Source organism: Lactiplantibacillus sp. ME-2 (genome assembly GCF_022549155.1).
Classification (GTDB): domain Bacteria; phylum Bacillota; class Bacilli; order Lactobacillales; family Lactobacillaceae; genus Lactiplantibacillus; species Lactiplantibacillus plantarum.
The window spans coordinates 19,297-45,309 of sequence record NZ_JAKZEQ010000014.1 but is presented as its reverse complement, the minus strand read 5'-3'; the positions used below and the strand labels follow the sequence as shown (position 1 = coordinate 45,309).

Sequence of the window (26,013 nt, the reverse complement as noted above, 5' to 3'; positions counted from 1 at the left end):
TTTCAGTCCGAGCCTAAAACATGCTCGTCGTAATATTAAAGCGCCGCTTCAACCACATCCGGGCGAAGAAGACGACGACGGCAATGATCAAGTACGCGATTCCTGGTAAGACCGGGTTCAATGGTCCTTGAATCATTGACATGGTTGTAAAGACTAACATCCAAACGATGATAGCCAGTACTGACCACGCGATTTTCTTCCATAACGAAACTTTCTTGCCATCTTTAGCAGGCATTAAGTATTCGAATAACTTAGCAACGCCCAAACCACCAATGGCGGACGTAATCAGAATAGCGGTGATCCCGTTGGCACCAGCTGAATTCTTAGTAGCGTTCGTGCCGATGAAGCCCATGATCCCGTACATTAAGCAGAAAATCATGAATAGCATCAAGCCATTATCCAGCGCCGTGACCCAATAGTTCGCCTTTTGACGTTCTACCGGTGTCTTTTTTGGATTCACAATCTCTTCGGTCCGTTCTTGAACGGTCCCGTATAATTGACGAGCCGTGGTTCCCCGACCTTGTTCCGCTAACAATGTAGACGTCATTTCATTCAGAACTGCCGTCTTTTTCTCACCACTCAACGCTGTGGCATCAAGTGACTTGCGCATCTGACGCATATATTCAGCATTGCGCTTCGTCAACTCAGTCGCTTCGTGAACTGGCCGTTCTGCGGCTTGGGCCTGCTTGGCCCCGGCCGCGGCGTTCCTAGGTGTCTTTGAAGTTTCGCTCTCACTCACTATACAATTGCTCCTTTCAGCTTAAACGTTGAAGCGGAATTCGACGATGTCGCCATCTTGCATGACATAGTCCTTACCTTCCAAACGCAGCTTACCATTTTCCTTGACCTTTGCTTCTGAACCGGCTTCATCCAAAGCATCGTAAGACATCACTTCAGCCCGAATAAATCCACGTTCAAAATCAGAGTGAATAATTCCCGCTGCTTGAGGGGCCTTAGTACCGCGTTTAAACGTCCAAGCCCGGGTTTCCTTACCACCAGCCGTGAAGAAGGTTTCCAGTCCTAATAGCTTGTAAGAAGCCCGAATCAGCTTATTCAAGCCAGGCTCTTCAACGCCTTCAGCTGCTAAAAAGTCGGCCTTGTCGTCATCATCTAGTTCGGCAATTTCTTCTTCAGTTTCAGCAGCAACACCAATGGCTTGGGCTCCTTCTTGCTTAGCATAGTCCGCAACCACTTGGAAATACTTAGAGTTTTCTGGATCGGCCATGTCATCTTCGGCAATATTGGCTACATACAGCACTGGCTTAGACGTTAATAAGAATAAGCCCTTGACGATTTGTTGGTCATCTTCGTTGAATTCTAGTGAACGCACGGGTTTGCCGGCTTCCAAGGCAGGTTTGATCTTTTGCAAAACAGCGAGCTCAGCCTTAGCTTCTTTATCGCTCCCCTTAGCAGCCCGTTGCACTTTAGCCAAACGCTTATCAACAGCTTCTAAGTCCGCTAAACTCAATTCTAGATTAATTGTTTCAATATCATCTTGCGGATCGACTTTACCCGTCACATGGGTGATATTGTCATCATCAAAGGCCCGGACCACGTGCACAATTGCGTCAACTTGGCGGATGTTTTCAAGGAACTTGTTCCCAAGTCCTTCACCCTTACTAGCACCCTTGACGATCCCGGCGATATCCGTAAATTCAAAAGTCGTGGGAACGACCTTCTTTGCGGGGATGATTTCTTGAATTCGGTCTAGTCGTTTGTCGGGAACTTCAACCATCCCAACGTTGGGGTCAATCGTCGCAAATGGATAGTTGGCCATTTCGGCGCCCGCCTTCGTAATTGCGTTAAACAATGTGGATTTACCAACGTTTGGTAACCCAACGATACCTGCTGTAAGTGCCATATCGGTTATTCACTCTTCCTTTTTTAATAATTAAGCTTGATCGGCTTTGCTTTCTAATACCTTTTTGAGTTTTTTATTGAACTCACGACGCGGCATCATGACCACGTGACCACATCCCGTACATTTAATCTTAATGTCAGCGCCCATCCGGGTAATTTCCCAGCGATTGACACCACACGGATGCGCCTTTTTCATCTCGACAATATCACCTAAATCATACATGCGCAACGCCCCTTTATAAATTAATTAATTTAAATCAATACTGAGAATTTCTAAAATCCGTGTCAAATCTTCATTTGACAAGTACGGAATTTCAATTTTCCCTTGATCAGCTTTGTTCGCCTTAGTTTGAATCGAAACGGCCGTCCCAAACTTCTCTTGTAATTGTTCTTCACTCGCACGGATGTACGGTGACTTCTTGGGTGCAACTTTTTTGGCCGGCTCCTTGGACTCGCCGTTATAACGCGCCACGATTTGTTCCAACTGGCGGACCGTCATGTTATCCTTCACGACGCGCTTCGCTAATGGCGCTAACTTGGTTTTATCCTTCAAAGACAAAAGCGTTCGAGCTTGGCCCATGGACAGTTGGCCCTTTTGGATATACTGTTTGACCCCATCTGGCAAGCCCAATAACCGCAAATAATTAGCAATATATGGCCGACTCTTGCCTAGGCGCTTTGAGACTTCCGCCTGCGTCAACTTCAGCTTCTTCATCAACGAATCGTAGGCCGCAGCTTCTTCAAGCGGAGTTAAATCTTCCCGTTGTAGATTTTCAAGCACCGCTACTTCCATCATTTGTTCTTCGGTAACATCACGGACAATGGCTGGAATAGTCGTTTGATGAGCGAGCTTCGACGCCCGAAAACGCCGTTCACCAGCAATGATTTCATATTTATTCAGCTCGGCATCCGGTTGTCGTACAATGATTGGCTGGAAAACGCCGGACTTTTCAATCGAGCTGGCGAGCTCCTTAAGTGCCGTCTGATCAAAAGTTCGCCGGGGTTGGTACGGATTGGCATGAATATCCTTAAGATCTAGATCAACCACGGCTTCTTCACTAGCTGGTTCGTTAACATCGGCAAACAGGGCTCCAATACCGCGTCCCAGCGCCTTATTATCTTTATCTTTACTTGCCATGAGCGGCCAACACTTCCTTTGCTAGAGCTAAGTAGACTTGCGCACCTTTCGAACGGGCATCATAATCGACAATCGATAGGCCGTGGCTAGGTGCTTCAGATAACCGCACATTGCGGGGAATAATCGTCTTATAGACGGCGTCCTTAAAGTATTTCCGAACTTCTTCGTTGACCTGAGCTCCGAGATTGGTACGGGCATCGTACATAGTCAATAGCACGCCTTCAATTCGCAACTGTTTATTAAAATGTTTTTGTACGAGCTTGATCGTATTCAATAACTGACTCAGCCCTTCCAAAGCATAGTACTCGCTTTGAACCGGAATCAAAATCGAATCACAAGCCGTAAACGCATTAATGGTCAGCAAGCCTAACGACGGTGGACAATCGATCAAAATATAATCATAATCATCCTTCACGTCATCGATGGCATCACGTAAGCGGGTCTCACGTGCCATCATCGGTGTCAGTTCGATTTCTGCCCCAGAAAGCTGAATTGTAGCCGGAACGATATCTAAACCCTTATGACTCGTTGGGATAATGGTTTCTTTAATGGGAACGTCATTGATTAAAACGTCATAGATTTCACGTTCGATGGTCGACTTTTGAACACCTAAACCACTGGTCGCATTCCCTTGCGCATCCGTGTCAATTAATAAAACTTTTTGGCCTAATTCGACCAGACTAGCCCCGAGATTAATACTCGTGGTTGTCTTGCCAACGCCACCTTTTTGGTTAGCGAGTGCAATTACGGTTCCCATAATTATTGATCACCCCTTGGTTGATTTTTTGGAATTTCAATCGTAATCCGATACCCGTCATCCGTATCCTCTTCATGGGTCTTCACGGGTAAGCCGGCATCAGTTACCATCTTAATTGATTTTTTGATCGTATTCACAGCAATTCGCGTATCGCCGGTCAACCCCCGTGCACGTTTGCGTTTGGGCTTCGGCGGCGTTTGGGTCTTCGCCACTAGCTGTTCTGTTTCTTTGACCGTCAATTGATCAGCAAGCACCCGTTTCAAAACCGCAGCCTGTTGCTCCACAGCCAAGTTGAGTAGTGCGCGGCCGTGCCGTTCGCTGATTTGTCGCTGCAACAACGCCGTTTGAACCGGCTGTGCTAACTTCAACAATCGCAACTTATTCGCAACTAACGACTGACTTTTGCCCAATTCTTTCGCTAGCGCCGATTGCGTCAATTGGTTGAGTTCCATCAGTTCTTGGTAGGCCCGAGCCTCTTCAATGGCCGTTAAATCTTGTCGCTGTAAATTCTCGATCAGCGCCATTGACGCGGTTTCACCATCATCCATCTTTTGAATGATGGCCGGCACATCCGCCCAATGAAGTGAAGAAATGGCGCGGAACCGCCGCTCACCAGCGATAATTTCGTATTTCTGCGGTTCGTATTCCCGCAAGACAATTGGCTGCAACAAGCCGTGATCCGCAATCGTAGCAGCCAATTCAGCAATACCAGTTTCATCGAAGACTTGCCGGGGTTGAAACCGGTTGGGGATAATGGCAGTGACCGGAATACGGACAATTTGTTGCTCCGTGGGGGTCGTGGCCGCCTCGGTTTTATGTTTATCACGATTAGAACCAAATAATGAAAATGCCATTGAAATTACCTCCCACCTTACATTGGTGCCGTTAACGGCTGTTTCGCCGGTGTCCCCGGCTTGCGTGGATACCGCTTCGGTGACGGCTTCTTCTTATCAATAACAATGATATGGCGCGGATCAGCAGTCACGGGCAAACTAAAGGCCTCGTCCTGAACAATTTGGCCCCCTAATTGTTGAACGGCGTATGTCCCTTCAGCCGTTTCAGTACGGGCATTGGCTGCTTTCAATGCAATCATCTGGCCGCCAATTTTAACGAGTGGTAGGCAGAGTTCGCTCAATACTGATAGGCGCGCTACTGCCCGAGCCATCACGATATCGTAGCTTTCCCGGTGAGCAGACTTCTTGCCAGCAAACGTTTCAGCGCGATCATGGAACGTTTTCACACCCGTTAAGCCTAATTGTTGGACTAGATCATTTAAAAAATTGATTCGCTTATTCAATGAATCAACGATCGTCACTTGTAACTGTGGGAACGCAATTTTGAGCGGAATCGACGGGAAACCGGCTCCAGCGCCAACATCACAAATCGTGAGCGGTTGATCACGCAGCGCAGGAACGTAGAATGCTGGCGTGAGTGAATCGTAAAAATGTTTAAGATAAACTTCTGGTTCCGCTGTGATCGTGGTCAGGTTGAACTGCTTATTAGTCGTGACCAATAATTGAAAATACAGCGCAAATTGTGCCAATTGTTTTGCCGTCAGCGCAATCTCGTGTTGGGCTAACGCTTGTTTAAATTCTTCTGGATTCATTAGTAATAGCTCTCCTTAAAGGGGTCACATTCGTCCTCTTTTTGTGAAACAACTCAATGTTTCACGTCACCTCATAACTTTAACGTAAATAACACTTAAAATCAATGCACAGCCCCGCTGTTAAAATCGCAATAACCCTTGAAAAGTCTGCTTTTACAGCCATCATTGACAGCTATTCTAGTTTGCAATTTTTCTAGTCAAATTCATGAACCGCCTTGAACATCTCACCGTTAAAAACGACACCGGATAAAAGTATGACCAGATGATTCATTAATAAAAAAGAGGCCAGCCGAATAGCTGACACTCTTACGTTCAATTCAAGATTAAATTATATCACCGACTACCAAACGAACAACCCAACGACACCGGCTGATAGTAAGGAGACCAGGATCCCAGATAATAGCATGTAACCAACATTCCGTGAAATCAAATCGTTCTTTTCACGATCAACGATTCCCTTGAAAGCCCCAATAATCATCCCAATCGTTGAGAAGTTCGCGAAGGACGTTAAGAAGACCGTTAAGACTGCCCGGAAATGCGGTGCAAAATCGTTAACTTTGCTGGAAACTTCACCCATGACAACGAATTCGTTAGTCACTAATTTCGTTCCCATATATGAAGCCATTTGGAAAGCATCACTTGGGTTAAAGCCAAGTAACCATGCAAATGGGAACATGACAACCCCAAAGATGTTTTCAAGTGATAAATTGCTATTGATTAAACCTAACAACTTATCAATTAATTTGGCTAACGCTACGAAAGCAATAACGTTAGCAGCAATAATCAAAATCAAGCGACCAGCGCCTAAGATTGAATCACCCAAGAAAGAGAAGAATGGTTCGCGAGCTGGTTTAGCTTCCTTAACTTGTTCATTAGCTAATTCTTCAGAACCGCTCGTTTCAGTGGTGGCAGTAGTTTCTTCAACAGCCGCACTACCTGAGATTTTCGCAATGGTATCTTCTTCCGGCTTAACTTCGACCGGATTCAAGATTGCAGCAATAATCGCAGCGTTTAAGACGTTCATTGGCACCGCCGTCAAAATGAATTGACCAGGCATCATCTTAATGTAAGCCCCTAAGATCGATGCCGTCACACAACTCATTGACATCATCGCAATCGTCAAGTTTCGTTGTGCCTTCATCTGCTTCAATTGTAACTGCGAAACAGCAAGAGCTTCCGTGTTGCCCAAGAACATCATTTCAACAACGAAGAATGATTCGAACTTTGGTTGACCAGTAATGTAAGCTAAGCCCCGGCCAACCCATTTGATAATCCATGGTAATACGCCAATATAGGTCAAAATATCGAATAATGGCACAATCAACAAGATTGGTAATAATGAACTAGTGACGAAGTCCATCGACTTAACGTTAACCCAACTAGCTAACGCAAAGGCAATCCCATCGTATGATACATTGACGAGCCAAGTGAAGCCATCTGCCGCTGCTTTAACCGCGTCGACACCGACTTGTGAACCCGTTAAGAACCATGCCAATAAGACTTCTAGTACTAACATGACACCAACTGAACGCCAGTTAATGGCGTGCTTTTGCTTGGAGAATAAGTAGGCAATGGCAATAAAAACCACAATCCCAATAATATTAACTACCAAGTTAAAGACCATGTGAATAATCCCTCTTCCCTATGAATGTAAGAAATATGACAAAACTACTTCTATTAATTTACCATTTAATACGCACTTGCGGTAGCACTTTTTAAAGAAAAGCTTAAGTTCTTAATTAGGCCGTACCAATTTATTGAAAGGCCCCGTCCAGATAGTGCTGGTAACCGTGAGAATTTTAGTTATGTCTGCCCAATTTCATTCTAAATTTTAGTAATTCTGCTAATCAGAGATCGAAAATTTAGGTCCATCTTGATTAACCGTTAACTTATTGTGACTAGAATTAATTTATTAACTTTCCAGACTAATTTCACTCACGGCATCACCGTTTAACTGCGACAACGTAAAAAGGTGCCCGACTAATCCGTCGATGCACCTCATTCAACTGAAAATTCAGTTATTAAGTCCCCCGCAACCGCGGAGTGCCCCTGCCAAGGAATTCTATTATACCGCGTTTAGTCCGTTTGCAAACTAATTAGTTGACCTGACCATTAAATGGGACTAAACTACGGACAATTAATGAAAGGGGGTGATGCTTTTTGAGTACCATATGTAATCTTAAAGCATCAGTCTCTGCCCTATTCGGAGCACATGACTGATACCTTTAAGGAGTCCCGACCAAATTTACTTGGTCGGGACTTTTGCTATCTAAAAGTGTGTATAAACAGTTGCAAGTTGACTGTGAGTGGCTTACATTAAAAGTGCAGTTTATTTGGAGATATGGAGTAACGGGAAATATGAAAGCAACGACAAAACAAGTATTGACAGGCGCTACCTGGCTAGTAGTTCTGCTAGCAATGATCGGTGGTACCATGCTTTGGCAACAACAAGTCCACAAGTCAAAACCGGTCACCACCATAACAGTGACTTCTACTGAACGTATTCCAATGGTGCTCTTACTAGATGACCACTTAACTCACAATCAGATTCAGCAATTAACTGCCCATATTCAAAACAGTAGCGCCACTCAGACACTGGTCACCGCCAAAATTACAGCGACGGGGACCGTGACATTTAAAGGGCAATTGCTCAACAGTGACAACCGCCCCTACATACAAGTGCAACTGCCCAAGAACCTTGATTCAAACCGACAAACGCATTTATTAAAGCAACTCCTAACCGCCGCCCGCCAGCAGTTTAAATTTCGCCGGTTTAACCTTGTCAGTTACGGTCGTGGCGGTCTCACTGCCACTAACTATGTCGAACACACAACAACAAGCTTATCACCACAACACCTTGTACTGATGGCCACCCCATTTAACGGCGCCAGCCGCCAAAGTAACAATCGTCGCCAAACGACGCCGGTTGCCGCCAAGTCGCAAACGGCCACACTAGCTAAATTGATTGCACACCGCCATACCATTGATTCCAAGATGCAGGTATTGATTGTCGCTGGAAAAGCCATCAAAGCTGACCAACCCCTACCACTGCAAAGTGCCCTGGCTGGTCAATCTATCTTCAAGCCAGTGGTAAAGGTCTATCAACAAAAAGTGTTGCGCTCATGGCGCACCCAATCCGGCTTACTCAACAACCATCAAATCGGTAATACGATTCAAACGTTTATAAACTGATTTCACCCGTCCAATCGACCTAGCCATCATTTTTGCTCAGAGTGCTTATCTAAAACATATCTAAAAGATTAATAGCCACCTTTCCTGACAACCAACTTGGTCTACTGGAAAAGCGGCTATTTTTAGCTTTAATTGTGCGATCTGGTCGTAGTAAGCCTTTAACGTTAAAAGCAGCCAGCTTAAGTCCGCTGAAAAAAGTTTAAGTTAGTGCCAACCCTGCCTGGTTGAGCGCGTCCTACAACGCCTTCCAGTCGGGATAGCGTTCGAATGGCGGACATGTGCGTATTCCGTTTCTGATGAATTGGCCGTGGCTATTTTAGCGACAGCGACTTTGCCATATAACTGTCAGTCTGATAATAGAATTACGACTGTTCCATGATCTTTATACTGAGGTATTCAAAACAGTTGATGTCCCATTAACATTTGTTCAAAGTTCTTAGTAGTAAATAATAATTTAACGACTAATTGCACCAGTTAGGCGGTCGTTCATCTACCTTTCGAGTGGCTTCCCGAAACATGCTCAATGCCACTGAAGTCTGTGCTGGCTACGCCAACGCTCTGCCTAACTTTGCTACTGCCATAACATCTGATCCGGATACTCCTTGGTCAAAAACTGTTTAATAGCACGAATCATGATAGCCGTTGAAGGAGCGGCCGCCTGGGTTTTGTTGGCAACTAAGGCAATCTCACGATTATAAGGTTCGGCAAAGGAAAACGTGTTAACATCTCCAGTTAGCTTCCGTAGTGCTAGCTGAGGCAAAATGCCCATGCCTAAACCGGATTCTACCATTGAAATAATAGATTGATCATCAATCGAGAATCGTAAAAAGTTATTAGTAACGTGGTAGTGGTCCAGTGCTAGCTTGGTGTCCCGGTCATAATCGCTTTGTTGTAGAATAAAGTTCTTATCCGCAACGTCATCAGTCGTGATGAATTCACCATTTTCTGGGATAAAATCAGCGGGCGTCACACAATAGATTGGATCATTGATCAGTGAATGCACTAATAAGTTCTCATTGACTGGCATCGACGTAAACCCAATATCGATAGTACCGATCTTGGCCCAGTTGGTTATTTCATTAAAGTTACCTTGCATGACTGAAATCTTAATATCAGGATATTTATGATTAAATTCGCGAATAATTCGGGGTAACCAGTTGATACAGACACTACTGAAACCGCCGATCCGTACCGATCCAGAGTGCAATCCTTGAATATTATCGGCAACTTGTCGCAAGTTACTTTCCGTATTCAGAATCTCTTGAACATAGGGTAAAACCTGCCGCCCATCACTAGTAAGTTCAACGCCTGAACGGTTACGGATGAATAGCGGAAAACCCAGTTCTTTTTCCAACTGATTGATCGAATGACTGACCGCACTTGGCGTAACGTTAAGCGTAGCGGCCGCTTGATAGAATGTATGTTGGGCAACGACCGTTGAAAAGACTTCATATGCGAAGTTTGCCATAATGATTTACCTCTCTTAGGTGAATTTATTTCACTTATTATTGAAAAAGTTGAGTTTTACTAATTACAAGCTTTATTTTATCATATTGATAATCAAAGAAAACAGTTTAAGTACAAAAAACTGAGTGGGGGAAAATTATTATGAAAAAATTATTTGCAAATCGCGTGTTAAACAATGACACTTCCGACCTAGATGAGGTCTTCAAGAATAGTGCAAACCCGGAAAACATTTCCTTCGCTGGTGGTTTTCCAGATCAGCACTTATTCCCTGACAACGACTTAAAGCAAGCCTATCGTGATGCTATTGAACACGATGGTCAAGGCATTTTCCAATACTCATCAACTCAAGGGTTGCCGGCATTACGCCAAAAAATTGCAGATCGAATGGCGACTCATGCTGACGTTCAAGTTAGTGCCGACAATGTCATGATGACCCAAGGTGGTCAGCAAGCCATCGACCTCGTGGCGAAGCTCATGTTGAACCATGGAGATGCCATGGTCGTCGAAGGCCCGACTTACATGGGGGCTTTAGCCGCCTTCGACACTTACGAACCGACTTACTACGAAATTCCAGTTGATGATAATGGGATGAATATTCGTCAACTTCGTAAAACCTTGAAAGCTCATCCTGAGATCAAATTGATTTACACGATTCCTGACTTCCACAATCCAACGGGTACGACGATGAGTGCCAAACGTCGTCAAGCACTCGTTGCCCTTGCCAATCAGTACGACGTCATTATTTTGGAAGACAGCCCGTACCGGGACCTCCGTTATAGTGGTCAAAATATTCCGGCTATCAAACACTACGATACTGAAGGCCGCGTCATCTTTATCTCAAGTTTCTCAAAGATTCTCTCCCCGGCCTTGCGAACAGGCTGGATTGTTGCTGACGACGCAATCATGCACGAATTGGTCGGACTGAAATCCGCAATCGATGTTCAATCGCCAAATGTAACACTGGCTGCTATCAACAGCTACCTAGATCAACACGACATCGACGATCACGTTGCAACTATTAGTACTTCATACCGGATTAAACGTGACGCGATGTTAGCCGCACTCGATCAATACTTCCCGCAAAATGTCCACTACACCCGTCCTAATGGGGGCTTCTTCATCTGGGTAACCTTGCCAGAAGGAATTGATGCTAAAACCTTGCTCAATGACGTTGTTTTACCGCAAGCACACGTTGCCTATGTGCCATCCGCTTGCCAATTCGCAAGTCGCAAGGTTAAAAACGGGTTCCGGTTGAATTTCACCAGTCTCGACGTCGAAACGATTACGCTGGGAATTAAACGCCTTGGCCACATCTTACAACCGGCACCAGTAATTGTTCCAGCAGCATCGTTCGCACCCCAATTCTAACTTGACCCACTCATCATGCGACTAACCGTAATAATTGCGATTAGTCGCATTTTTTGATTACATCTGTCAGCTGTAATGAGTGGTCGTGCTCCTGAATATTAGCACTTTTTATATCAGGATCCACATCAAATAAGCCGTACGCTTTACGACCATTTATACTGTATCAGTTTGAGCACCCGCGCTTGCGTCGCTTTTACTGATAAAAAAGGGTTTGACAGTCCTTCTCTGATTCGCTACACTAACGCTATACTAGCCGATTATGAAATAAGCATTGGTCCGTTTGCGACACTCAATGCTTATTTTTTGTTAACAGCTTCATTTTCGGATAAACTAGGAGTGTTGTGAAAAATTTCTAGGAGTGTGAATCATGAAGTCATGGGTTAAAAAATTAAGCGTTGCAGTGCTTGGGTTAGGTTTAGCAGTTACATTGACCGCCTGTGGTAGTAACACTAGCAGCAGTTCAAAGTCTAACGACCTCGGATTGCAAAAATCGGGGACGTTGACGATTGGCTTAGAAGGCACTTTTCAACCATATAGCTACCGTAAAGACGGTAAATTAACTGGTTTCGAAGTTGACCTCGGGAAAGCCGTTGCCAAGAAGATGGGACTAAAAGCTAAATTTGTACCAACGAAGTTCGATTCGTTAGTAGCTGGTTTAGACACAAACAAATTCGACGTTGTCATGAATAACATGTCCGAAACGGCGGCCCGAAAGAAGAAGTATCTCTTCTCGACCCCTTACATTTATTCTAAATCACAATTAGCCGTCAAGAAGAACTCATCGATTAGTAAGATTACCGATATTAAGGGTAAGAAAGTTGCCGAAACAACGACTAGCAATAACGCAACGGATGCTAAACGTTTAGGTGCAACCATCACCCCAACCGATAGTTTCCAACAGTCGATCGACCTCGTCTCACAAGGCCGCGTCGCTGGGACTATTAATTCTCGTGAATCCTTCTATGCTTACTTCAAGCAGAATCCGAAGGCTAACATTAAGCTGATTGATTCCGGCGATCACATTGCCTCACAGAAAATCGGGGCCATCGTCACTAAGCAACACCCTAAGATGCAAAAACAAATCTCGAAAGCAATCCAAGAATTACGTAAGGACGGCACGTTAAAGAAATTGTCCAATAAGTATTTTGGTGGTAACGTTACTGATAAGTAACGTACCATTGCCCGCTATTATGGCGGGATACATAGCACCAAATTCTAATTTGTTACAGGAGGCTCCCTATGGATTCAATCTGGCACATCATTGTCACATCAACGCCGCAAATTGCTGCAGCGGGTTTAAAATATACCATTCCGATTGCCATTATTTCGTTCATTCTCGGTTTGATACTTGCGATTTTCACGGCCCTCGTCAAGATTTCGACTCGTCGTGGTTGGTTTTTAATTCTAAAAGCCATCGCTAACTTCTACGTCTGGCTCTTTCGGAGTACCCCACTGCTAGTACAACTCTTTATCGTCTATTTCGGGCTTCCCTACCTTAAAATCAAAGGGCTCTTTCCAAATGGGGTCCAGCTCGACCCCTGGACTGCTGGGATTGCCACTTTTTCACTGAACACCGGGGCTTACTGTGCGGAAACGATTCGAGCAGCCATTCTCTCCATTCCTCAAGGTCAGTGGGAAGCGGCCTACTCGATTGGCATGACCAAGTCACAAGTACTCAAACGAATTATTTTGCCGCAAGCTGCGCGAGTCTCACTACCGCCCCTATCCAATAGTTTTATTAGCTTAGTCAAGGACACCTCCTTGGCCGCTTCAATCACGATTATTGAAATGTTCGAAGTCAGCCAACAAATTGCCGCTCAAAATTATCAACCACTTGTGATGTACTCCCTGGTTGCTGCCCTATACGCAATTCTATGTACGATTCTCAGCTGGCTACAAAGCTACTTGGAAAAGCGGACGTCACGTTACTTACGGCCACTTAATTAGGAGGTTGTCGAATGATCAAATTAGAACACTTAAATAAGACGTTTGGCAATCACCAGGCGTTAACCGATATCAATACTGAATTTAAAGAACACCAGACGACCGTCATCGTTGGCCCATCGGGTTCTGGTAAATCAACCTTACTGCGGTCACTAAATTTGCTTGAACGGCCCGAACAAGGTTTATACCACTTCAATGACGAAACTATCGACTTTACTAAGCCGTTGACTAATAAAACAATTCTCAATATTCGACGCAAAACTGGGATGGTCTTTCAAGGTTATAATCTGTTTCCCCATCTCAGCGTTGTTAAAAATGTCATGGAAGGCCCCGTGCAAGTCTTAAAAAAGGATTCCGCGACGGCTAAAAAGTCCGCGCTAGAATTGTTGGCCCGGGTTGGCTTGCAAGATAAGGCCGACGCCTACCCCGAACAATTATCCGGTGGGCAACAACAACGGGTCGCGATTGCGCGCTCGTTAGCGATGGATCCCGAATTCATCTTGTTAGATGAGCCAACTAGTGCGCTAGACCCCGAACTCGAAGCTGGTGTGCTCCGCGTTCTACTAGCCCTCGCTCAGGAAGAAGACTCCATGATTATCGTCACTCACAACATGGAATTTGCCCGCGCAGTTGCGGATAAGATCCTATTTGTTGAAGATGGCAAAATCCTGTTCGACGGGACACCCGCTGAATTCTTTAAGCAGCCAACGCAACGAATTGCCGACTTCTTAGCCGCGATGACGTTCACCACGATTTCAGACAAAGCAAACCAATAGCGTTCATTTGAGTTAACGTGCATCTAACTGGAAAATCCCAGTCAGATGCACGTTTTTTAGCACCCCCTAGCGTCTCACATCAACCATCGATCTGGCGCATTCACAACAAATGGCATTTAGATTAATATAAAATGTGATTTTGATTTGACAATTGTTATTTAATCTTGTAGACTAGCCTCAATATCTAAACATTGTGATGAAATGAGTAGTGTGATTGCCACGCAAAGCGAGCCGTTGGTTGGTGTAAAACGGTCGGACAGTGATACGAAGATGGTCTCTAAATGGTATTGGTGAGCATTAGCAAGCCAGTAACGCGTCGTACCCGTTAGCGTACTGAGTGAATTAGCTCATTGAGCCAAGCGTTGTGCACGCGCTTGGAAACTAAGGTGGTACCACGATCAGCAGTCGTCCTTTTTCGATAAAGGACGACTTTTTTTGTCAAAAAATATAGCTCTACGGGGGTAATCGATATGAAAAAATGGCTCAAAGCAGTAAGTTTAACAATTTTAGGACTCGCACTAACAGTCACCTTGACGGCATGCGGTAATTCTAGCTCATCTAAAAGCAGCACTTCTAGCACGAGTAGTCAGCTCAAATTGCAAAAGAGCAGCACGTTGACGATCGGGCTAGAAGGCACCTTCCAGCCTTATAGCTATCGCAAAGACGGTAAGTTGACTGGTTTTGAAGTCGACCTTGGTAAAGCCGTCGCTAAAAAGCTCGGTCTCAAGGCAAAGTTCGTCCCAACGAAATTCGACTCCTTGATTGCTGGCCTGGATGTCGATAAATACGACGTGGTCATCAACGATATCGCTGAAACTGCGCAACGTAAACAAAAATACCTCTTCTCTACGCCTTATATCTACTCTAAATCCGAATTAGCGGTCAAGAAGGGGTCCTCAATTAACAAGATCACGGATATCAAAGGCAAGAAAGTTGCCCAAACAACGACTAGTAATAACGCGACCGATGCTAAACGTTTAGGTGCGACCGTCACACCGACCGATGGCTTTCAACAATCGATCGACCTCGTAAACCAAGGTCGCGTCGCCGGAACAATCAACTCACGGGAAGCATTCTATGCTTACCTCAAGCAGAATCCAAAGGCCAGCTTGAAATTCATTAGTGGTGGTTCAGAAATCAAAACACAAAAGATTGGCGCAATTGTCACTAAAAAGCACGCCTCACTCCAAAAACAACTGTCTAAAGCGATTCAAGAACTCCGTCAAGATGGCACCTTAAAGAAACTGTCTAATAAATACTTTGGTGGTAACGTCACAAACCAATAGCCATCGCAATCTATTTGATAGCGTCCAGTTGATAGTCACAAAAAGCCCGGAAAACCGGGCTTTTTGTGTGTGTCGGCGTCTTTCAGCGACCATCTTTTATCACTCATTGTGTTTCTAAAAACCATCCGGGACCATTTACACCATTGCTTATGTCGTGAACCCGGTCAGCTAATTCAACTGATTTGCAATATTGAATTTCATCTTGCCATGATTGACTTCCAACCACATATATTTGGTGTTCTTAGGCGACAAAACCTCAATATGTGAATATTTTTGATTGTGATTCTTCGCGATTTTTTCAGAGCGGCTTTGCAGTGTCTTGGCTAGTGACTGCCACGAAGCGGTCTTGCCTTGATCGACACTTTCAATAACTGGCGCTTGCTTTGATATTCGCACACGCATGGCACCACCATTCCAACTCACTTTAACCTTGCCATATTCAGCTTTATTCGTTCTGATTTCTGATTGAATATTGGCTGCAAGCGTATTAGCTTCCCGAGCCTGATACAAATTAAATCCAATCTCAAAGACAATGACTAGCGCACAGATAACTGGTGGCAACCAAAACCACCACGTCCGTAAGCTCTTTTTTTGATGATGCGGCTGCTTTAAAGTCGTCGTTTCCGCGTCTTTACGCTTATCCTCAGCAACTGTCGGTTGTCCACTGCCGCATTTTTCACAATACTGGGCACTTTGGGGAATTCGTTCACCACAAACCACACAATTCTTCATGTCCGTTTCCATAATTGCCCTCCGTCATAATATTATCGATAATAATTAACTCAGCCATGACAATTAACTGTATTAATATTTCAATATAATGATTATATATCGGAATCAGTCATTTTTCTAGGCCTTATCAGATCAGTATAGTATCACCCTTGCGTACCGGACAGCTGGTATTCGCTGAGCATCATGATTTTAAGCTTTAGTACGGGCCTATTTCAGTCACCGTTAGCAAGCACATTTTGCGTTTACTAGTGGCTAAAGGTAGTTTACCTTTTATCATTATTTTAATATTTAAGTTTGACAGTTAGTTTCACTTCACTGTATACTACTCATTGAGCAATACTATACGACGTATAATATAGCAGGAGGAATAGCAATGGCCATTCAAATTAGTTCCGAGTTATTGGACGGGTGCGTTTTAGCCTGCCTTAAAGGCCAAGATTACTATGGTTACGCGCTAACGCAGCGCTTGCAAGCCGCCATCTCGGTGTCCGAATCGACGCTCTACCCAGTGCTTCGACGACTCAAGAAAAATGACTGGGTCACGACTTACGATCAGGCCTATCAAGGCCGCAACCGACGCTATTATCAGATTACGAGCGCCGGCCTGACACAATTGAGTGCGATTCAACAAGAGTGGCAAACCTATTATTTGGCCATTAACCACTTACTTCAGGGGGAGGATGAACCATGAACGACTACTTATCCAAATTTAACGCGTTACTCGTTCAACTTACCGATGATGAACGCGACGAGGTCGTTGAATTTTATCGCGAATACTTACTAGACGCGGCAATCGCTAATTATAATGACTGCGTTGCCGAACTGGGAACGCCTAAACAATTGGCTCGGAAAGTGTTAGCCGATTATTCGATTCGTTTTAACGAAAATCTCAACGCCAATACTTCTAAACGGCAAAAATCTCAAGCAACCGTACGCACGATTTGGCTAATTGTGCTTGCTTTATTATCAACACCGATCACAATTCCCGCATTAATAGTTATTTTAGCGGTCTTCTTTGCCTTGGCCGTTACCGTCTTTGCATTCGTGATTGCAGCGGGTGCCATCTTAATTGGCGTGACCATCGTCGCATTTGCCATGCTAACAGCCGGCATCTGTATCTTCGGCCAGTCGCTATGGGTCGCACTATTCTACCTAGGTAGCGGTCTTGCTATTATTGGTGCCGAGCTATTAGTTTTACCACTATTTATCTGGCTTATTAGCGTTATTCTGCAAGGAATTGCCAAAATCGTACAAAACCTATACCACCGATTTGTTAAGAAAAATCGGGCGGAACGAGGAGGTCACCACCATGCGAAGGACAATTAGAGTTGGCATTATTTTATTAGTCATTGGACTGATTTTGACCATGTTTGGAATCGCCAATAACGGTATTCAAAGCGTTTATTGGGATCAAGGCTTCCATATCGTTCATCATAAGACGCGGCGCTATCACGTCAGTCAGCTAAAAGATGTCACGATTGCAACGGCCAACAATATTACTATTAAGCAAGGCACAGCTGCTAATATCACGGTTACCGCCACGCGCGCCTTACCAACTGTTACGACCAACAATGGTCACGTCACTGTTACTTCAACGACACACAACGCCAAAACCGTGGGCTTCATGTTCGATAACGTCGGACAATTTGCTGACACGACAATAATTACGGTGCCTAAAGGAACTACTATTCATCAAATAACCGCCAAAGCTAGTCAAAGTGGTAACGTTTCGTTGCAAAACGTCACCGTCGACCAATTGAAAAGTCTTAGTACGGATAGCGATATTAATTTAACGGATGTCAAAGTCAATCAGTCGCTGACGTTGACCGGCGATAATTTACGGTTAACTCGTGTCTCGGCGCCTAGTCTACAAATCAATAGCGATCCAGATATCAGCATCACCGACAGTCATTTTACCAAGACTGCTTCAAAAATTATAACCGCTGATAGCGACATCCATCTAACCAATAATCAGTTCAAAGCCCTTAAGCTAACAAGTAGCGAAGGTGATATTATGCTCAATAATAATCGCATCACTGAAAGTTTATCCGCTACAGCCAGTGACGGTGATATTCGAATAACCGCGCCACGGACAACCGGTGTTAAAGCTAGCACTAGCGATGGGGACTTGCATATTTTCAATCATCTCCAGTCCGATGGCGGTGATTACCAGGTCAACCAATCGGCAGCCGTACAATACCGACTGACGACCAGCAATGGTGATATTACGGTTAGTGCTAGCTAGTCCATGCTAGTACTGCACTTACTCAAATTTTCAAAATAAAACCGCGACTTGCTCATGGCAAATCGCGGTTTTATCGTACTTACGTTTAGGATGCTGTTGCAGTCGTCATTTCCGGACGCCCTTGAATCGCCAGCAGTGCTGCTCCCGACTGAATAGACTGATTAGGTTCTGATTCTATCCGTTGATAATTTTTACTATTTGTCACAATCACCATGACCGTGTCATCTAAGTTAGCAGCTTTTAACACCGTTGAGTCAAACTCACCTAAGAGATCACCCTTTTGAACAATTTGCCCCGGTTTAACGATAACTTTAAAGCCTTGCCCTTTTAATGACACCGTATCAATACCGATGTGAATCAACAACTCAACTCCATTATTGGTTGTTAACCCATAGGCATGTCCTGTATCGGCTACAACACTCATCTGACCACTTTGTGGCGCATAGACTTTTACCGGCACCTGTTCCTGTGGCTTAATTGCAATGCCGTCCCCCATCATCTTAGATGCAAAGACCGGATCGTTAACCGTACTCAAGGCAATACTTTTACCAGAAACTGGTGAAAATATCGTATCATCTACAATCTTTGGTTGTACTTGATCAGATTTTAATATGTCCTTAGGAATCGCAAACATATTAGTGGCAATAAAAGCCACTGCTACCGTCAATAACGAGACGACCGTATAAATCAGCAAATCACGAGCATTGTAAATATACATCAGATAAGAGGGAACAACGGCTAGACCATATGAATTTGCTGCCACACTCATAACACTCAGTACGCCAGCACCTATCCCACTGGTTAAAACGGTTACAACCAACGGCTTGAAATTATAGCGAATCAAGACCCCGAACAAGGTTGGTTCTGAAACACCAAATAGTTGCGAGGAAAATGCGCCAATAAAATTAGCCTTAGCCTTTTGTGACTTTGCTCGTAAAATCATCGCCAAAGCTACCCCCAGATTAGCAAAGCCATACATGGCTTCTAAAGTAATTAACGGATTGAGCTTGGTAGCTGCTAATAGTGACGTTTCGATGGCAATCATCATCTGATGAATACCAACTAGCACCATTAACGGATAAGCGGCTCCAATCAAAAAACCACCAATTCCAAATGGTAAGTTAATCAACCCTTCAACACCACTAATCATCACATTTTCAATCCAGTGTACAACCGGGCTAACCCCTAAAATCATAATACCAAAAGTAACTAACATCGTTAAAAAGGGCGTTAAAATTTGGTCGAGAACGTTAGGGACGTGTTTATGAAAGTAATGATCCAGTTTACTTCCAAGAAAACCAGCAACTAACGCTGTTAATACGGATCCTTGACTACCGATAACTGGAATCTTGTCAAAAAGCATAATCGCTTTCGCTGTACCACCCGCAACTGAATACGCGTTAGGCAGTGAAGGGGAAACTAGCATTAGTCCAATCACAATACCGACAATTGGTGTACCTTTAAAATAGCGAAATGTGGACCAAACAATTAAAGCTGGCAGAAATGAAAAAACAGTCCCCGTTAAAACTGAAATTACTGTATTAAGACTTGCCGGAATCGCGGCAGATGAAGTTCCAAACAACTGTAAAACCTGATTGTTAGTCAAAGCACTTTGTAATCCCAAGAAAAGTCCAGTAGCTGCAATCACCGGAATAATTGGAATAAAGATTCCCGAAAGCATTGCCATGAATCGTTGCAATGGTGACTTCTGATTATCAGGAGTCGGCGTAGTCGTCGTTTCCTGACTATAAATTGCATTAACTAAATGTAACTTTTCAATCGCGTCATACACATCGTTAACAACACCAGTGCCAATAATGACCTGATACTGTCCTGAACCGAAAAAGACTCCCTTAACCTCATCTAAGTCTTCAAGCGCTGCTTTATCAATCTGCTTAGGATCTTTAACAACAAACCGCAACCGTGTCTGACAATGAGTAACCGATTCAACATTGTCAACACCAACAATATCAATAATTTTTTTCGCAAGTACCTGATAGTTTTTACTCATTTGAATTCACCTCAAAAAGAATGGCTTGATATGGTTCCAACGTATTGAGTCGATAATGTGCGTAATTATTTAATCGAGGTCGGCCATTAGGTAACGTTAGTAATAACCGTTTTGCGCTTAAGTTAACATACACCTGTACCCTTCGACCACGTTGATAAGCAATCACTTGGTCACAATCACAAGTAATTGGCCTAAAATCACCGACTATTAAATCCTGACTTAAATTTGATATTTGCCGTAACTTAATCAATGACTGATAAAAATGCCAAACTGAATTTGAATCTAATTGTTCGCTTTGCCAGTTTACCCTATCATGTGACTGTTTTGGTGTAATCCATGGCTTGGCACCCTGATTAAAGCCTTGATTGACGGAATCATCCCATGGATATGGTAATCGCGCATTATCCCGGGAACGAGCATTTACAAAGGCAAGTGCCTCGCTTGCTGAATATCCCTCTTCAATAGCACGATCATAATTATCGTGACTGCTCAAGTCGTTAAACATGGTAATTGAGTCACGCCGTGCATTTGTCACCCCCAGCTCTTGTCCTTGATAAATAAATGGACAACCGCGCAAGTTAAAATAAAGTAAGGCTAGTGCTTTGGCACCAATTTCATTCCGATAAGCTGGTGTCTGAATATATTTATCAATACTCCGCGGCTGATCGTGATTTTCAAAAAAGTTAGCTCCCCAGCCGACATTTTGAATCGCCAGTTGGCTTTTAAAAATTGCGCGCCGTAAGTCCGTCGGTGTCCACTTAACTCGTCGATACCACTCTGATCCGGATGCAATATCAATATCTGCGTAATGAAAGTCAAAAATCATCGAGAAGTAACCTTTTTTACCAATAAATTGTCCAAGTTGGTCATAACTAACCCCCGAAGCCTCTCCAACCGTCACCGCGTTAGCTGGTTTAAAAGTAGCCGTGTTCAATTCAGCTAAGAACTTTTCAATACCAGGTCGATTTTCAGCTTTACGTTTGACTTTACCTAACCCATCAACACCATCAGGACTAATGCTGGCAAAATCTTGATCTTTTTTTATGAATGTTATTGCATCGATCCGAAAACCCGCAACCCCTTTTGCCAACCACCAATTAATCATTTGATAGATTCGTTTCCTTAGAGCCGGATTTTCCCAATTTAGGTCCGGTTGTTGTTTAGAAAAGACATGGTGATAATACTCATCCTGACTTCCTGGCAATAACGTCCATGACGAGCCTTTACCAAAGTTTGATCGCCAATTATTAGGCGGATTGCCGTGTGCCCCACGCCGAATAATATAAAAATCACGATACGGACTCGTCGGCGATTTAATTGCAGATTGGAACCACACGTGCTGATCAGAGGTATGATTGATAACCAAATCTAAAATGACTTTTAATCCTAATCGTTTAGTTACTTCCATCAACTCATCAAAATCAGCCATCGTTCCAAACCGAGAATCAATAGCTTGGTAGTCAGAAATATCGTAACCGTTATCAACCATGGGTGATTGATATATTGGAGATAACCAGATAGTCGTAATTCCCAGCTGTTTCAACCGGGGTAACATTTGGATGATTCCACGCAAATCCCCAATGCCATCGTTATTAGCATCTTTAAATGATGCCGGATAAATTTGATAAAAAACTTCTTTTTGCCACCAATTTTTTTGCATAATTACTACTCCTATATTTGGAATCGATTCCACTTTAATCAAAAGAAAAAGGCTTAAGCACTTTTTCTTTTGATTAAGTCTAAGCTTAGATCAATCGCTAACTCAGGTCGTTGTAACCGGCCCAAGTGATGTAATAGCTGATCGACCGCCAATTGAGCCATTGCCGCGACCGGTTGTCGAACCGTTGTTAATGGAACTTGGGCCACCCCCGCAAATGGTTGATCGTCATATCCTATCACGGCCATATCATCTGGCACGCGAAAATGTTGTTGCTGTAACTCATCAATTACCCCAACGGCCACCTCATCAGAATTTGTAAACACCGCTGTCGGGCGATCACTAGGGTTTAAGGACGCTAATTGCTTCCCCAACGCTTGTCCATCCGCAATCGTATGTTGTTGTGCGAAAACCCAGCTATTGTTTACAACTAACTGCTGCTCTTCACAAAAATCTAAATAGGCTTGCGTCCGCGAACGTCCATGATGCGTACTGGGAAAATCACCACCCGTGGCATAGGCAATTCGCCGATGACCTTGATGATATAAGTATGCCAAAGCATCTTTAGTTGCCTGATAATGATTTAAACTGATCATTGGAATACCAATATCAGTAGCTTCTTCATTCAACAGCACCATCTGATTAGCATATGTCGCCGACAATTGTGCCACTAGTTGTTGATTTTCAATGGATGCCAGAATGACGCCATCCACTTGTTGCTGCTTGAGTTTATCCAGAAAGTGTTGTTCTGCCAACGCATCATCATGAGTCTGCATTACCATCACTTGAAACCCGTATCCGTTTAACTCCCGTTCCAATGCATCAAATAACTGTGCAAAGAAGGGGTTAGAGATTCTTGATACCAGTACACCAATCGTATTAGTGCTCTGCGCGCGTAGCTGACTCGCAATGGCATTCGGGGTGTAATCCAGTTTTTCAATCGCTGCCTGAATTTGCTTCTTCTTAGCAACTGAAACACTAGGCCGATGGTTTAAATACCGTGAAACAGTCCCAACACCTACACCAGCCTCAGCTGCTATTTCACTAATCGTTGTCATTTAAGCTCATCCCCTATTTGGAATCGTTTCCATAATTAATATAACGACCTTTCAAGTAATTGTCAAGACAAATTGGCTTTTCAAAATGAATTCACTAAAAACGGTTGCCCTTAAAACATTTAGTCCACCATTAAAAAATGGCAGTATACTGCCATTTTTCTGTTTTTCGGCTTGAAATGGAAGTATCCTGCCATTTCGATAACTTCATTTTTAACATTCCAGCCAAAAAAATATTCCAAGCCAGCGTACACCTGACTTGGAATATTTTAATTACTGATTCAGCCTTAGTAATCGCTATAACGATGCTTGATAGACATCAAACCACGTCAATAATAGCGACACAATCAAGATACCAAGCATCGCTACCGCGTGCCACCATTTATTTCGGACAAATATCGCAATATACTCACGAATGATCGCATCCGGTAAGAAGAATCGCGCCGTCCGCGCACCAATACCATCCGCTTTTAGACCTGCTTGCTTGGCAAACATCCCGGCTCTAAAGGTATGGTAATTATTTGTAACAAAAATCGTGCGTGGATTTTTAACAGGGCCCTGTGCAATCAATTGCTTACTAAACTGCATATTTTGCAAGGTCGTCTTCGATTGCGTCTCCGCCCAGCCATCCGTTGCAGGAAGGCCATGCGCAATGGCGTATTCCAGCATGGCTTGGCCTTCCGGAACCGTTTCATCACCACCCTGACCACCTGAGAAAATCATCACGGCCCGATGATGCGTCTTGCGTTGTTGCTTCTGATAAAAGCGCAGTCCACGCATGATTCGTTGCCCTAGCAATGGCGAGACACGGTCTCCATCTAACAAGCCAGCCCCAAGCACAATAATATAATCTTGTCGCAGACGGGGCCAATTGAATTGATAAATCGTCAGCATTGTCAGATAGTTATAAAACCAAAAACCAAGGTAAAAAATGACCAGATTCGGAAATACCGTCAAAAAATAACTCACGGGCTGCGGCACATGACTACTCAACAGATTGCCTAAAAATGGCAAAATCAGAATGGCCAGTCCCAAGTACAAGGTCAGCATATTCGCCAACGTATGACTCTCATGACGCCACATGATCCACGCATTCCATAAGAGCAAGAAAGCTTGTAAGGTAAAAATCAGTCCAATCAACAGGATCAGCAACACAAACAACGTCCCACTGATAATGATCAACCAGTGAATATTGCTACCTAAAATTGTAATTGCCAGCATGGTTAAAAACGAATAGAAAAATAGCGAAAACCAAATACCGTTACCTAGGCGAACCTTATCGCGATGATAACGCCAACCAAAAATGGTTCCAAATATGAGTGGTACTAACCAGCCCCAGTAAAACATTACTGGAACTGGAACCCAAACCGCTGCGTCATTCACATCAATACCCCCGCATTAAGTTTTATTTCAGCTTCCATCATAAAGGACTCCCCGCGGGACTGCAATCAGGAGTCATTACTTCAACTGTTTTTGTTCATTATAGAAATTACGGTAAGCTAAATAGCACGCAATGATTGACCCCAAACTAGTCGCTGATAAGAGCATGAACGTGACCATAATTTGATACTTAATGGCCCGTACTGGATCGACCCCTGCAAAGATCAAACCGGACATCATCCCTGGCAGACTGACTAGACCCACAGTCTTTGCCGAATCAATGGTTGGTGACATCCCTGTACGAATCGCCTCACGCACGATGGCAATCGAAGCATCGAGTAGACCAGCCCCTAACGCCAACCGTTCAAGCACCCCTTGCCGCTGGTCATGAAACTGACTATTGAGGCTGCGATAAGCCAGCCCAATTGCGACCATTGAATTCGACGCAATCATACCAGAAATGGGAATCATTTGCGATGGCACAAACTTAATCGCACCAGATAGGACGAGAACGCCGAGTGTTACCCCCGTACTAACAAAAATGGCTAATAACGAAATAGCTAATGCATGGTCAATCCCCGGCCCCCGTTTTTTCGCATTCCAAGCCGCATTGAAGATAATGAAGCCTATCATCGCCAGCGTTAGCCACAAATTATTGACTCGGAAAATATACTTTAGCAAGTAACCCACGATAAATAGTTGTACAACAGCCCGCACGACACCAATGACGATGTCCTTATCCAAGCCAAGTTTCTGCCACAAACTAATTCCTAACGCGACGAGCACTAACATTGCCGCCAAAAATAGCGACGTATTATTAACTGCTAAATTCATGCGTGTACCTCCAATCTGCCAGCAACCACTTTCGCTAATTGATCTGCCGCAGCAATCTCTGTCGCGTCATGAGTAATCATGATCGTTGTCACGTGATCCTGCTCATTTAACTGTCGTAACCAGGCGTGCACGATTTGCTTATTATTTTCATCCAAACCAGCTGTCACTTCATCTAATAACAACACTTTTGGCAAGAATAAGATGTTGCGAATCAGCGCGACCCGCTGCCGTTCACCACCGGAAAGCTCGGTAATCGGCTGATGCAGGGTTCGTTCGGACAGCCCAACATTATTTAACGCCGTTACCACTCGTTGCGTATCCATGACTTGCTTACGAATTTGGTACGGGAAAGCTAAGTTATCTGCCACCGTCTCACCAAATAACGTCGGTTGTTGGAAACAATATGAGACTTGCCGCCGATACATGATTGGGTCATAGCTTTCAATCGGCTGCCCATCAAAAATCAAGGTCCCACTTGTTTTAGAAATCATGGCCGCAATGATCCGTAATAACGTACTTTTCCCACCACCGGATGGTCCCGTCAATGTAATATGAGCCCCAGCTGGAATCTGCCAATCAACATCATGTAAAATATGTTGATCAGCGATTTGATAATTAACTTTTTCTAAACTAATCAATGAATTCATATGCCCACCCCCGATTACTAATTTAGAATCATTATAACCTGACTGTTAGGCGACTTTC

25 protein-coding genes and 1 other annotated feature are annotated in these 26,013 nt (G+C 44.0%); of the genes, 9 read left to right on the top strand and 16 right to left on the bottom strand.

What is annotated here, in order from left to right:
• Positions 1-13 precede the first annotated feature (13 nt).
• From MMY95_RS07030 to MMY95_RS06995, 8 genes are all read right to left on the bottom strand, one after another.
• The gene (locus MMY95_RS07030; RefSeq protein WP_003642428.1) at positions 14-739 is read right to left on the bottom strand and encodes a DUF1129 domain-containing protein; all 726 of its coding nucleotides are present in this window, start codon (positions 737-739) and stop codon (positions 14-16) included.
• A gap of 21 nt (positions 740-760) precedes the next feature.
• Positions 761-1,861 carry a redox-regulated ATPase YchF gene (gene ychF / locus MMY95_RS07025; protein ID WP_003642429.1) on the bottom strand — a complete coding sequence of 367 codons (1,101 nt, stop codon included), beginning with the start codon at positions 1,859-1,861 and terminating at the stop codon, positions 761-763.
• A gap of 30 nt (positions 1,862-1,891) precedes the next feature.
• On the bottom strand, positions 1,892-2,083 hold the full coding sequence (locus MMY95_RS07020; RefSeq protein ID WP_003639829.1) for a DUF951 domain-containing protein: 192 nt from the start codon (positions 2,081-2,083) through the stop codon (positions 1,892-1,894).
• A 24-nt stretch (positions 2,084-2,107) separates the two neighbouring features.
• Entirely contained in the window at positions 2,108-2,998 is an 891-nt protein-coding gene (locus tag MMY95_RS07015) for a ParB/RepB/Spo0J family partition protein (RefSeq protein WP_003642430.1), read from the bottom strand.
• Positions 2,988-3,755, bottom strand: a complete 768-nt coding sequence (locus MMY95_RS07010; protein WP_003642431.1) for an AAA family ATPase — start codon at positions 3,753-3,755, stop codon at positions 2,988-2,990. The genes MMY95_RS07015 and MMY95_RS07010 overlap by 11 nt, the downstream gene beginning before the upstream one ends.
• Before the next feature lie 2 nt (positions 3,756-3,757).
• Positions 3,758-4,609, bottom strand: coding sequence for a nucleoid occlusion protein (gene noc / locus MMY95_RS07005; RefSeq protein WP_003642432.1), 852 nt, complete (start codon positions 4,607-4,609; stop codon positions 3,758-3,760).
• Between the two features lie 17 nt (positions 4,610-4,626).
• A complete protein-coding gene (gene rsmG / locus MMY95_RS07000) occupies positions 4,627-5,361 on the bottom strand; it encodes a 16S rRNA (guanine(527)-N(7))-methyltransferase RsmG (protein ID WP_241277566.1) in 735 nt (244 codons plus the stop codon).
• A 340-nt stretch (positions 5,362-5,701) separates the two neighbouring features.
• Positions 5,702-6,985, bottom strand: coding sequence for a nucleoside transporter C-terminal domain-containing protein (locus tag MMY95_RS06995; RefSeq protein WP_003642434.1), 1,284 nt, complete (start codon positions 6,983-6,985; stop codon positions 5,702-5,704).
• Between the two features lie 734 nt (positions 6,986-7,719).
• On the opposite strand from MMY95_RS06995, the gene MMY95_RS06990 reads away from it, so the two are divergent.
• Positions 7,720-8,553, top strand: coding sequence for an alpha/beta hydrolase (locus MMY95_RS06990; protein ID WP_011102077.1), 834 nt, complete (start codon positions 7,720-7,722; stop codon positions 8,551-8,553).
• Between the two features lie 571 nt (positions 8,554-9,124).
• Here the strand turns inward: MMY95_RS06990 and MMY95_RS06985 are convergent.
• Positions 9,125-10,021 (bottom strand): LysR family transcriptional regulator, encoded by an 897-nt coding sequence (locus MMY95_RS06985; protein WP_003642437.1) that lies wholly within the window; start codon positions 10,019-10,021, stop codon positions 9,125-9,127.
• A gap of 140 nt (positions 10,022-10,161) precedes the next feature.
• Here MMY95_RS06985 and MMY95_RS06980 point away from each other — a divergent pair, with 140 nt between their 5' ends.
• From MMY95_RS06980 to MMY95_RS06960, 5 genes are all read left to right on the top strand, one after another.
• On the top strand, positions 10,162-11,388 hold the full coding sequence (locus tag MMY95_RS06980) for a PLP-dependent aminotransferase family protein (protein ID WP_003642438.1): 1,227 nt from the start codon (positions 10,162-10,164) through the stop codon (positions 11,386-11,388).
• Between the two features lie 367 nt (positions 11,389-11,755).
• The gene (locus tag MMY95_RS06975) at positions 11,756-12,559 is read left to right on the top strand and encodes a transporter substrate-binding domain-containing protein (RefSeq protein WP_003642439.1); all 804 of its coding nucleotides are present in this window, start codon (positions 11,756-11,758) and stop codon (positions 12,557-12,559) included.
• Between the two features lie 77 nt (positions 12,560-12,636).
• Positions 12,637-13,335 (top strand): amino acid ABC transporter permease, encoded by a 699-nt coding sequence (locus tag MMY95_RS06970; RefSeq protein WP_046040723.1) that lies wholly within the window; start codon positions 12,637-12,639, stop codon positions 13,333-13,335.
• An 11-nt stretch (positions 13,336-13,346) separates the two neighbouring features.
• Positions 13,347-14,108: an amino acid ABC transporter ATP-binding protein gene (locus MMY95_RS06965; protein ID WP_003642441.1), complete on the top strand. Its 762-nt coding sequence runs from the start codon at positions 13,347-13,349 to the stop codon at positions 14,106-14,108.
• A gap of 184 nt (positions 14,109-14,292) precedes the next feature.
• Positions 14,293-14,524: a binding site (T-box leader), on the top strand.
• 54 nt (positions 14,525-14,578) lie between these two features.
• Positions 14,579-15,394 (top strand): transporter substrate-binding domain-containing protein, encoded by an 816-nt coding sequence (locus MMY95_RS06960; RefSeq protein ID WP_053267529.1) that lies wholly within the window; start codon positions 14,579-14,581, stop codon positions 15,392-15,394.
• Between the two features lie 168 nt (positions 15,395-15,562).
• Here MMY95_RS06960 and MMY95_RS06955 read toward each other — a convergent pair whose 3' ends face one another.
• On the bottom strand, positions 15,563-16,138 hold the full coding sequence (locus MMY95_RS06955) for a zinc ribbon domain-containing protein (protein WP_003645325.1): 576 nt from the start codon (positions 16,136-16,138) through the stop codon (positions 15,563-15,565).
• Between the two features lie 361 nt (positions 16,139-16,499).
• Here MMY95_RS06955 and MMY95_RS06950 point away from each other — a divergent pair, with 361 nt between their 5' ends.
• From MMY95_RS06950 to MMY95_RS06940, 3 genes are read left to right on the top strand one after another with little or no spacing between them, the layout of a single operon-like run.
• Positions 16,500-16,817: a PadR family transcriptional regulator gene (locus MMY95_RS06950; RefSeq protein WP_003642445.1), complete on the top strand. Its 318-nt coding sequence runs from the start codon at positions 16,500-16,502 to the stop codon at positions 16,815-16,817.
• A complete protein-coding gene (locus MMY95_RS06945) occupies positions 16,814-17,452 on the top strand; it encodes a DUF1700 domain-containing protein (RefSeq protein WP_053267527.1) in 639 nt (212 codons plus the stop codon). Before MMY95_RS06950 ends, MMY95_RS06945 begins: the two co-directional genes overlap by 4 nt.
• A complete protein-coding gene (locus MMY95_RS06940; RefSeq protein ID WP_003645322.1) occupies positions 17,436-18,371 on the top strand; it encodes a DUF4097 domain-containing protein in 936 nt (311 codons plus the stop codon). Before MMY95_RS06945 ends, MMY95_RS06940 begins: the two co-directional genes overlap by 17 nt.
• Before the next feature lie 85 nt (positions 18,372-18,456).
• Here the strand turns inward: MMY95_RS06940 and MMY95_RS06935 are convergent, their stop codons facing one another.
• The 6 genes from MMY95_RS06935 to MMY95_RS06910 form a co-directional block, all read right to left on the bottom strand.
• A complete protein-coding gene (locus MMY95_RS06935; protein WP_128383866.1) occupies positions 18,457-20,382 on the bottom strand; it encodes a sucrose-specific PTS transporter subunit IIBC in 1,926 nt (641 codons plus the stop codon).
• Positions 20,375-22,042, bottom strand: coding sequence for an alpha-glucosidase (locus MMY95_RS06930; protein ID WP_053267525.1), 1,668 nt, complete (start codon positions 22,040-22,042; stop codon positions 20,375-20,377). The genes MMY95_RS06935 and MMY95_RS06930 overlap by 8 nt, the downstream gene beginning before the upstream one ends.
• 53 nt (positions 22,043-22,095) lie before the next feature.
• Positions 22,096-23,097 (bottom strand): LacI family DNA-binding transcriptional regulator, encoded by a 1,002-nt coding sequence (locus MMY95_RS06925; RefSeq protein ID WP_104795981.1) that lies wholly within the window; start codon positions 23,095-23,097, stop codon positions 22,096-22,098.
• Positions 23,098-23,391: 294 nt separating this feature from the next.
• Positions 23,392-24,477, bottom strand: a complete 1,086-nt coding sequence (locus MMY95_RS06920) for a YdcF family protein (protein ID WP_024521924.1) — start codon at positions 24,475-24,477, stop codon at positions 23,392-23,394.
• Between the two features lie 75 nt (positions 24,478-24,552).
• A complete protein-coding gene (fetB, locus tag MMY95_RS06915; protein ID WP_003642452.1) occupies positions 24,553-25,308 on the bottom strand; it encodes an iron export ABC transporter permease subunit FetB in 756 nt (251 codons plus the stop codon).
• Positions 25,305-25,955, bottom strand: coding sequence for an ATP-binding cassette domain-containing protein (locus tag MMY95_RS06910; protein WP_003642453.1), 651 nt, complete (start codon positions 25,953-25,955; stop codon positions 25,305-25,307). The genes fetB and MMY95_RS06910 overlap by 4 nt, the downstream gene beginning before the upstream one ends.
• Positions 25,956-26,013 lie beyond the last annotated feature (58 nt).

Excerpts from the sequence above, each read along its gene's own strand:
- rsmG (WP_241277566.1), bottom strand. The coding sequence starts at position 5,361 with ATGAATCCAGAAGAATTTAAACAAGCGTTAGCCCAACACGAGATTGCG.
- MMY95_RS06955 (WP_003645325.1), bottom strand. The coding sequence starts at position 16,138 with ATGGAAACGGACATGAAGAATTGTGTGGTTTGTGGTGAACGAATTCCC.
- MMY95_RS06945 (WP_053267527.1), top strand. The coding sequence starts at position 16,814 with ATGAACGACTACTTATCCAAATTTAACGCGTTACTCGTTCAACTTACC.
- MMY95_RS07020 (WP_003639829.1), bottom strand. The coding sequence starts at position 2,083 with ATGTATGATTTAGGTGATATTGTCGAGATGAAAAAGGCGCATCCGTGT.
- MMY95_RS06980 (WP_003642438.1), top strand. The coding sequence starts at position 10,162 with ATGAAAAAATTATTTGCAAATCGCGTGTTAAACAATGACACTTCCGAC.
- MMY95_RS06965 (WP_003642441.1), top strand. The coding sequence starts at position 13,347 with ATGATCAAATTAGAACACTTAAATAAGACGTTTGGCAATCACCAGGCG.
- MMY95_RS06940 (WP_003645322.1), top strand. The coding sequence starts at position 17,436 with ATGCGAAGGACAATTAGAGTTGGCATTATTTTATTAGTCATTGGACTG.
- MMY95_RS06950 (WP_003642445.1), top strand. The coding sequence starts at position 16,500 with ATGGCCATTCAAATTAGTTCCGAGTTATTGGACGGGTGCGTTTTAGCC.
- MMY95_RS06960 (WP_053267529.1), top strand. The coding sequence starts at position 14,579 with ATGAAAAAATGGCTCAAAGCAGTAAGTTTAACAATTTTAGGACTCGCA.
- fetB (WP_003642452.1), bottom strand. The coding sequence starts at position 25,308 with ATGAATTTAGCAGTTAATAATACGTCGCTATTTTTGGCGGCAATGTTA.
- MMY95_RS06995 (WP_003642434.1), bottom strand. The coding sequence starts at position 6,985 with ATGGTCTTTAACTTGGTAGTTAATATTATTGGGATTGTGGTTTTTATT.
- noc (WP_003642432.1), bottom strand. The coding sequence starts at position 4,609 with ATGGCATTTTCATTATTTGGTTCTAATCGTGATAAACATAAAACCGAG.
- MMY95_RS06975 (WP_003642439.1), top strand. The coding sequence starts at position 11,756 with ATGAAGTCATGGGTTAAAAAATTAAGCGTTGCAGTGCTTGGGTTAGGT.
- ychF (WP_003642429.1), bottom strand. The coding sequence starts at position 1,861 with ATGGCACTTACAGCAGGTATCGTTGGGTTACCAAACGTTGGTAAATCC.
- MMY95_RS06930 (WP_053267525.1), bottom strand. The coding sequence starts at position 22,042 with ATGCAAAAAAATTGGTGGCAAAAAGAAGTTTTTTATCAAATTTATCCG.
- MMY95_RS06985 (WP_003642437.1), bottom strand. The coding sequence starts at position 10,021 with ATGGCAAACTTCGCATATGAAGTCTTTTCAACGGTCGTTGCCCAACAT.
- MMY95_RS06990 (WP_011102077.1), top strand. The coding sequence starts at position 7,720 with ATGAAAGCAACGACAAAACAAGTATTGACAGGCGCTACCTGGCTAGTA.
- MMY95_RS07015 (WP_003642430.1), bottom strand. The coding sequence starts at position 2,998 with ATGGCAAGTAAAGATAAAGATAATAAGGCGCTGGGACGCGGTATTGGA.
- MMY95_RS06935 (WP_128383866.1), bottom strand. The coding sequence starts at position 20,382 with ATGAGTAAAAACTATCAGGTACTTGCGAAAAAAATTATTGATATTGTT.
- MMY95_RS06925 (WP_104795981.1), bottom strand. The coding sequence starts at position 23,097 with ATGACAACGATTAGTGAAATAGCAGCTGAGGCTGGTGTAGGTGTTGGG.
- MMY95_RS06910 (WP_003642453.1), bottom strand. The coding sequence starts at position 25,955 with ATGAATTCATTGATTAGTTTAGAAAAAGTTAATTATCAAATCGCTGAT.
- MMY95_RS07010 (WP_003642431.1), bottom strand. The coding sequence starts at position 3,755 with ATGGGAACCGTAATTGCACTCGCTAACCAAAAAGGTGGCGTTGGCAAG.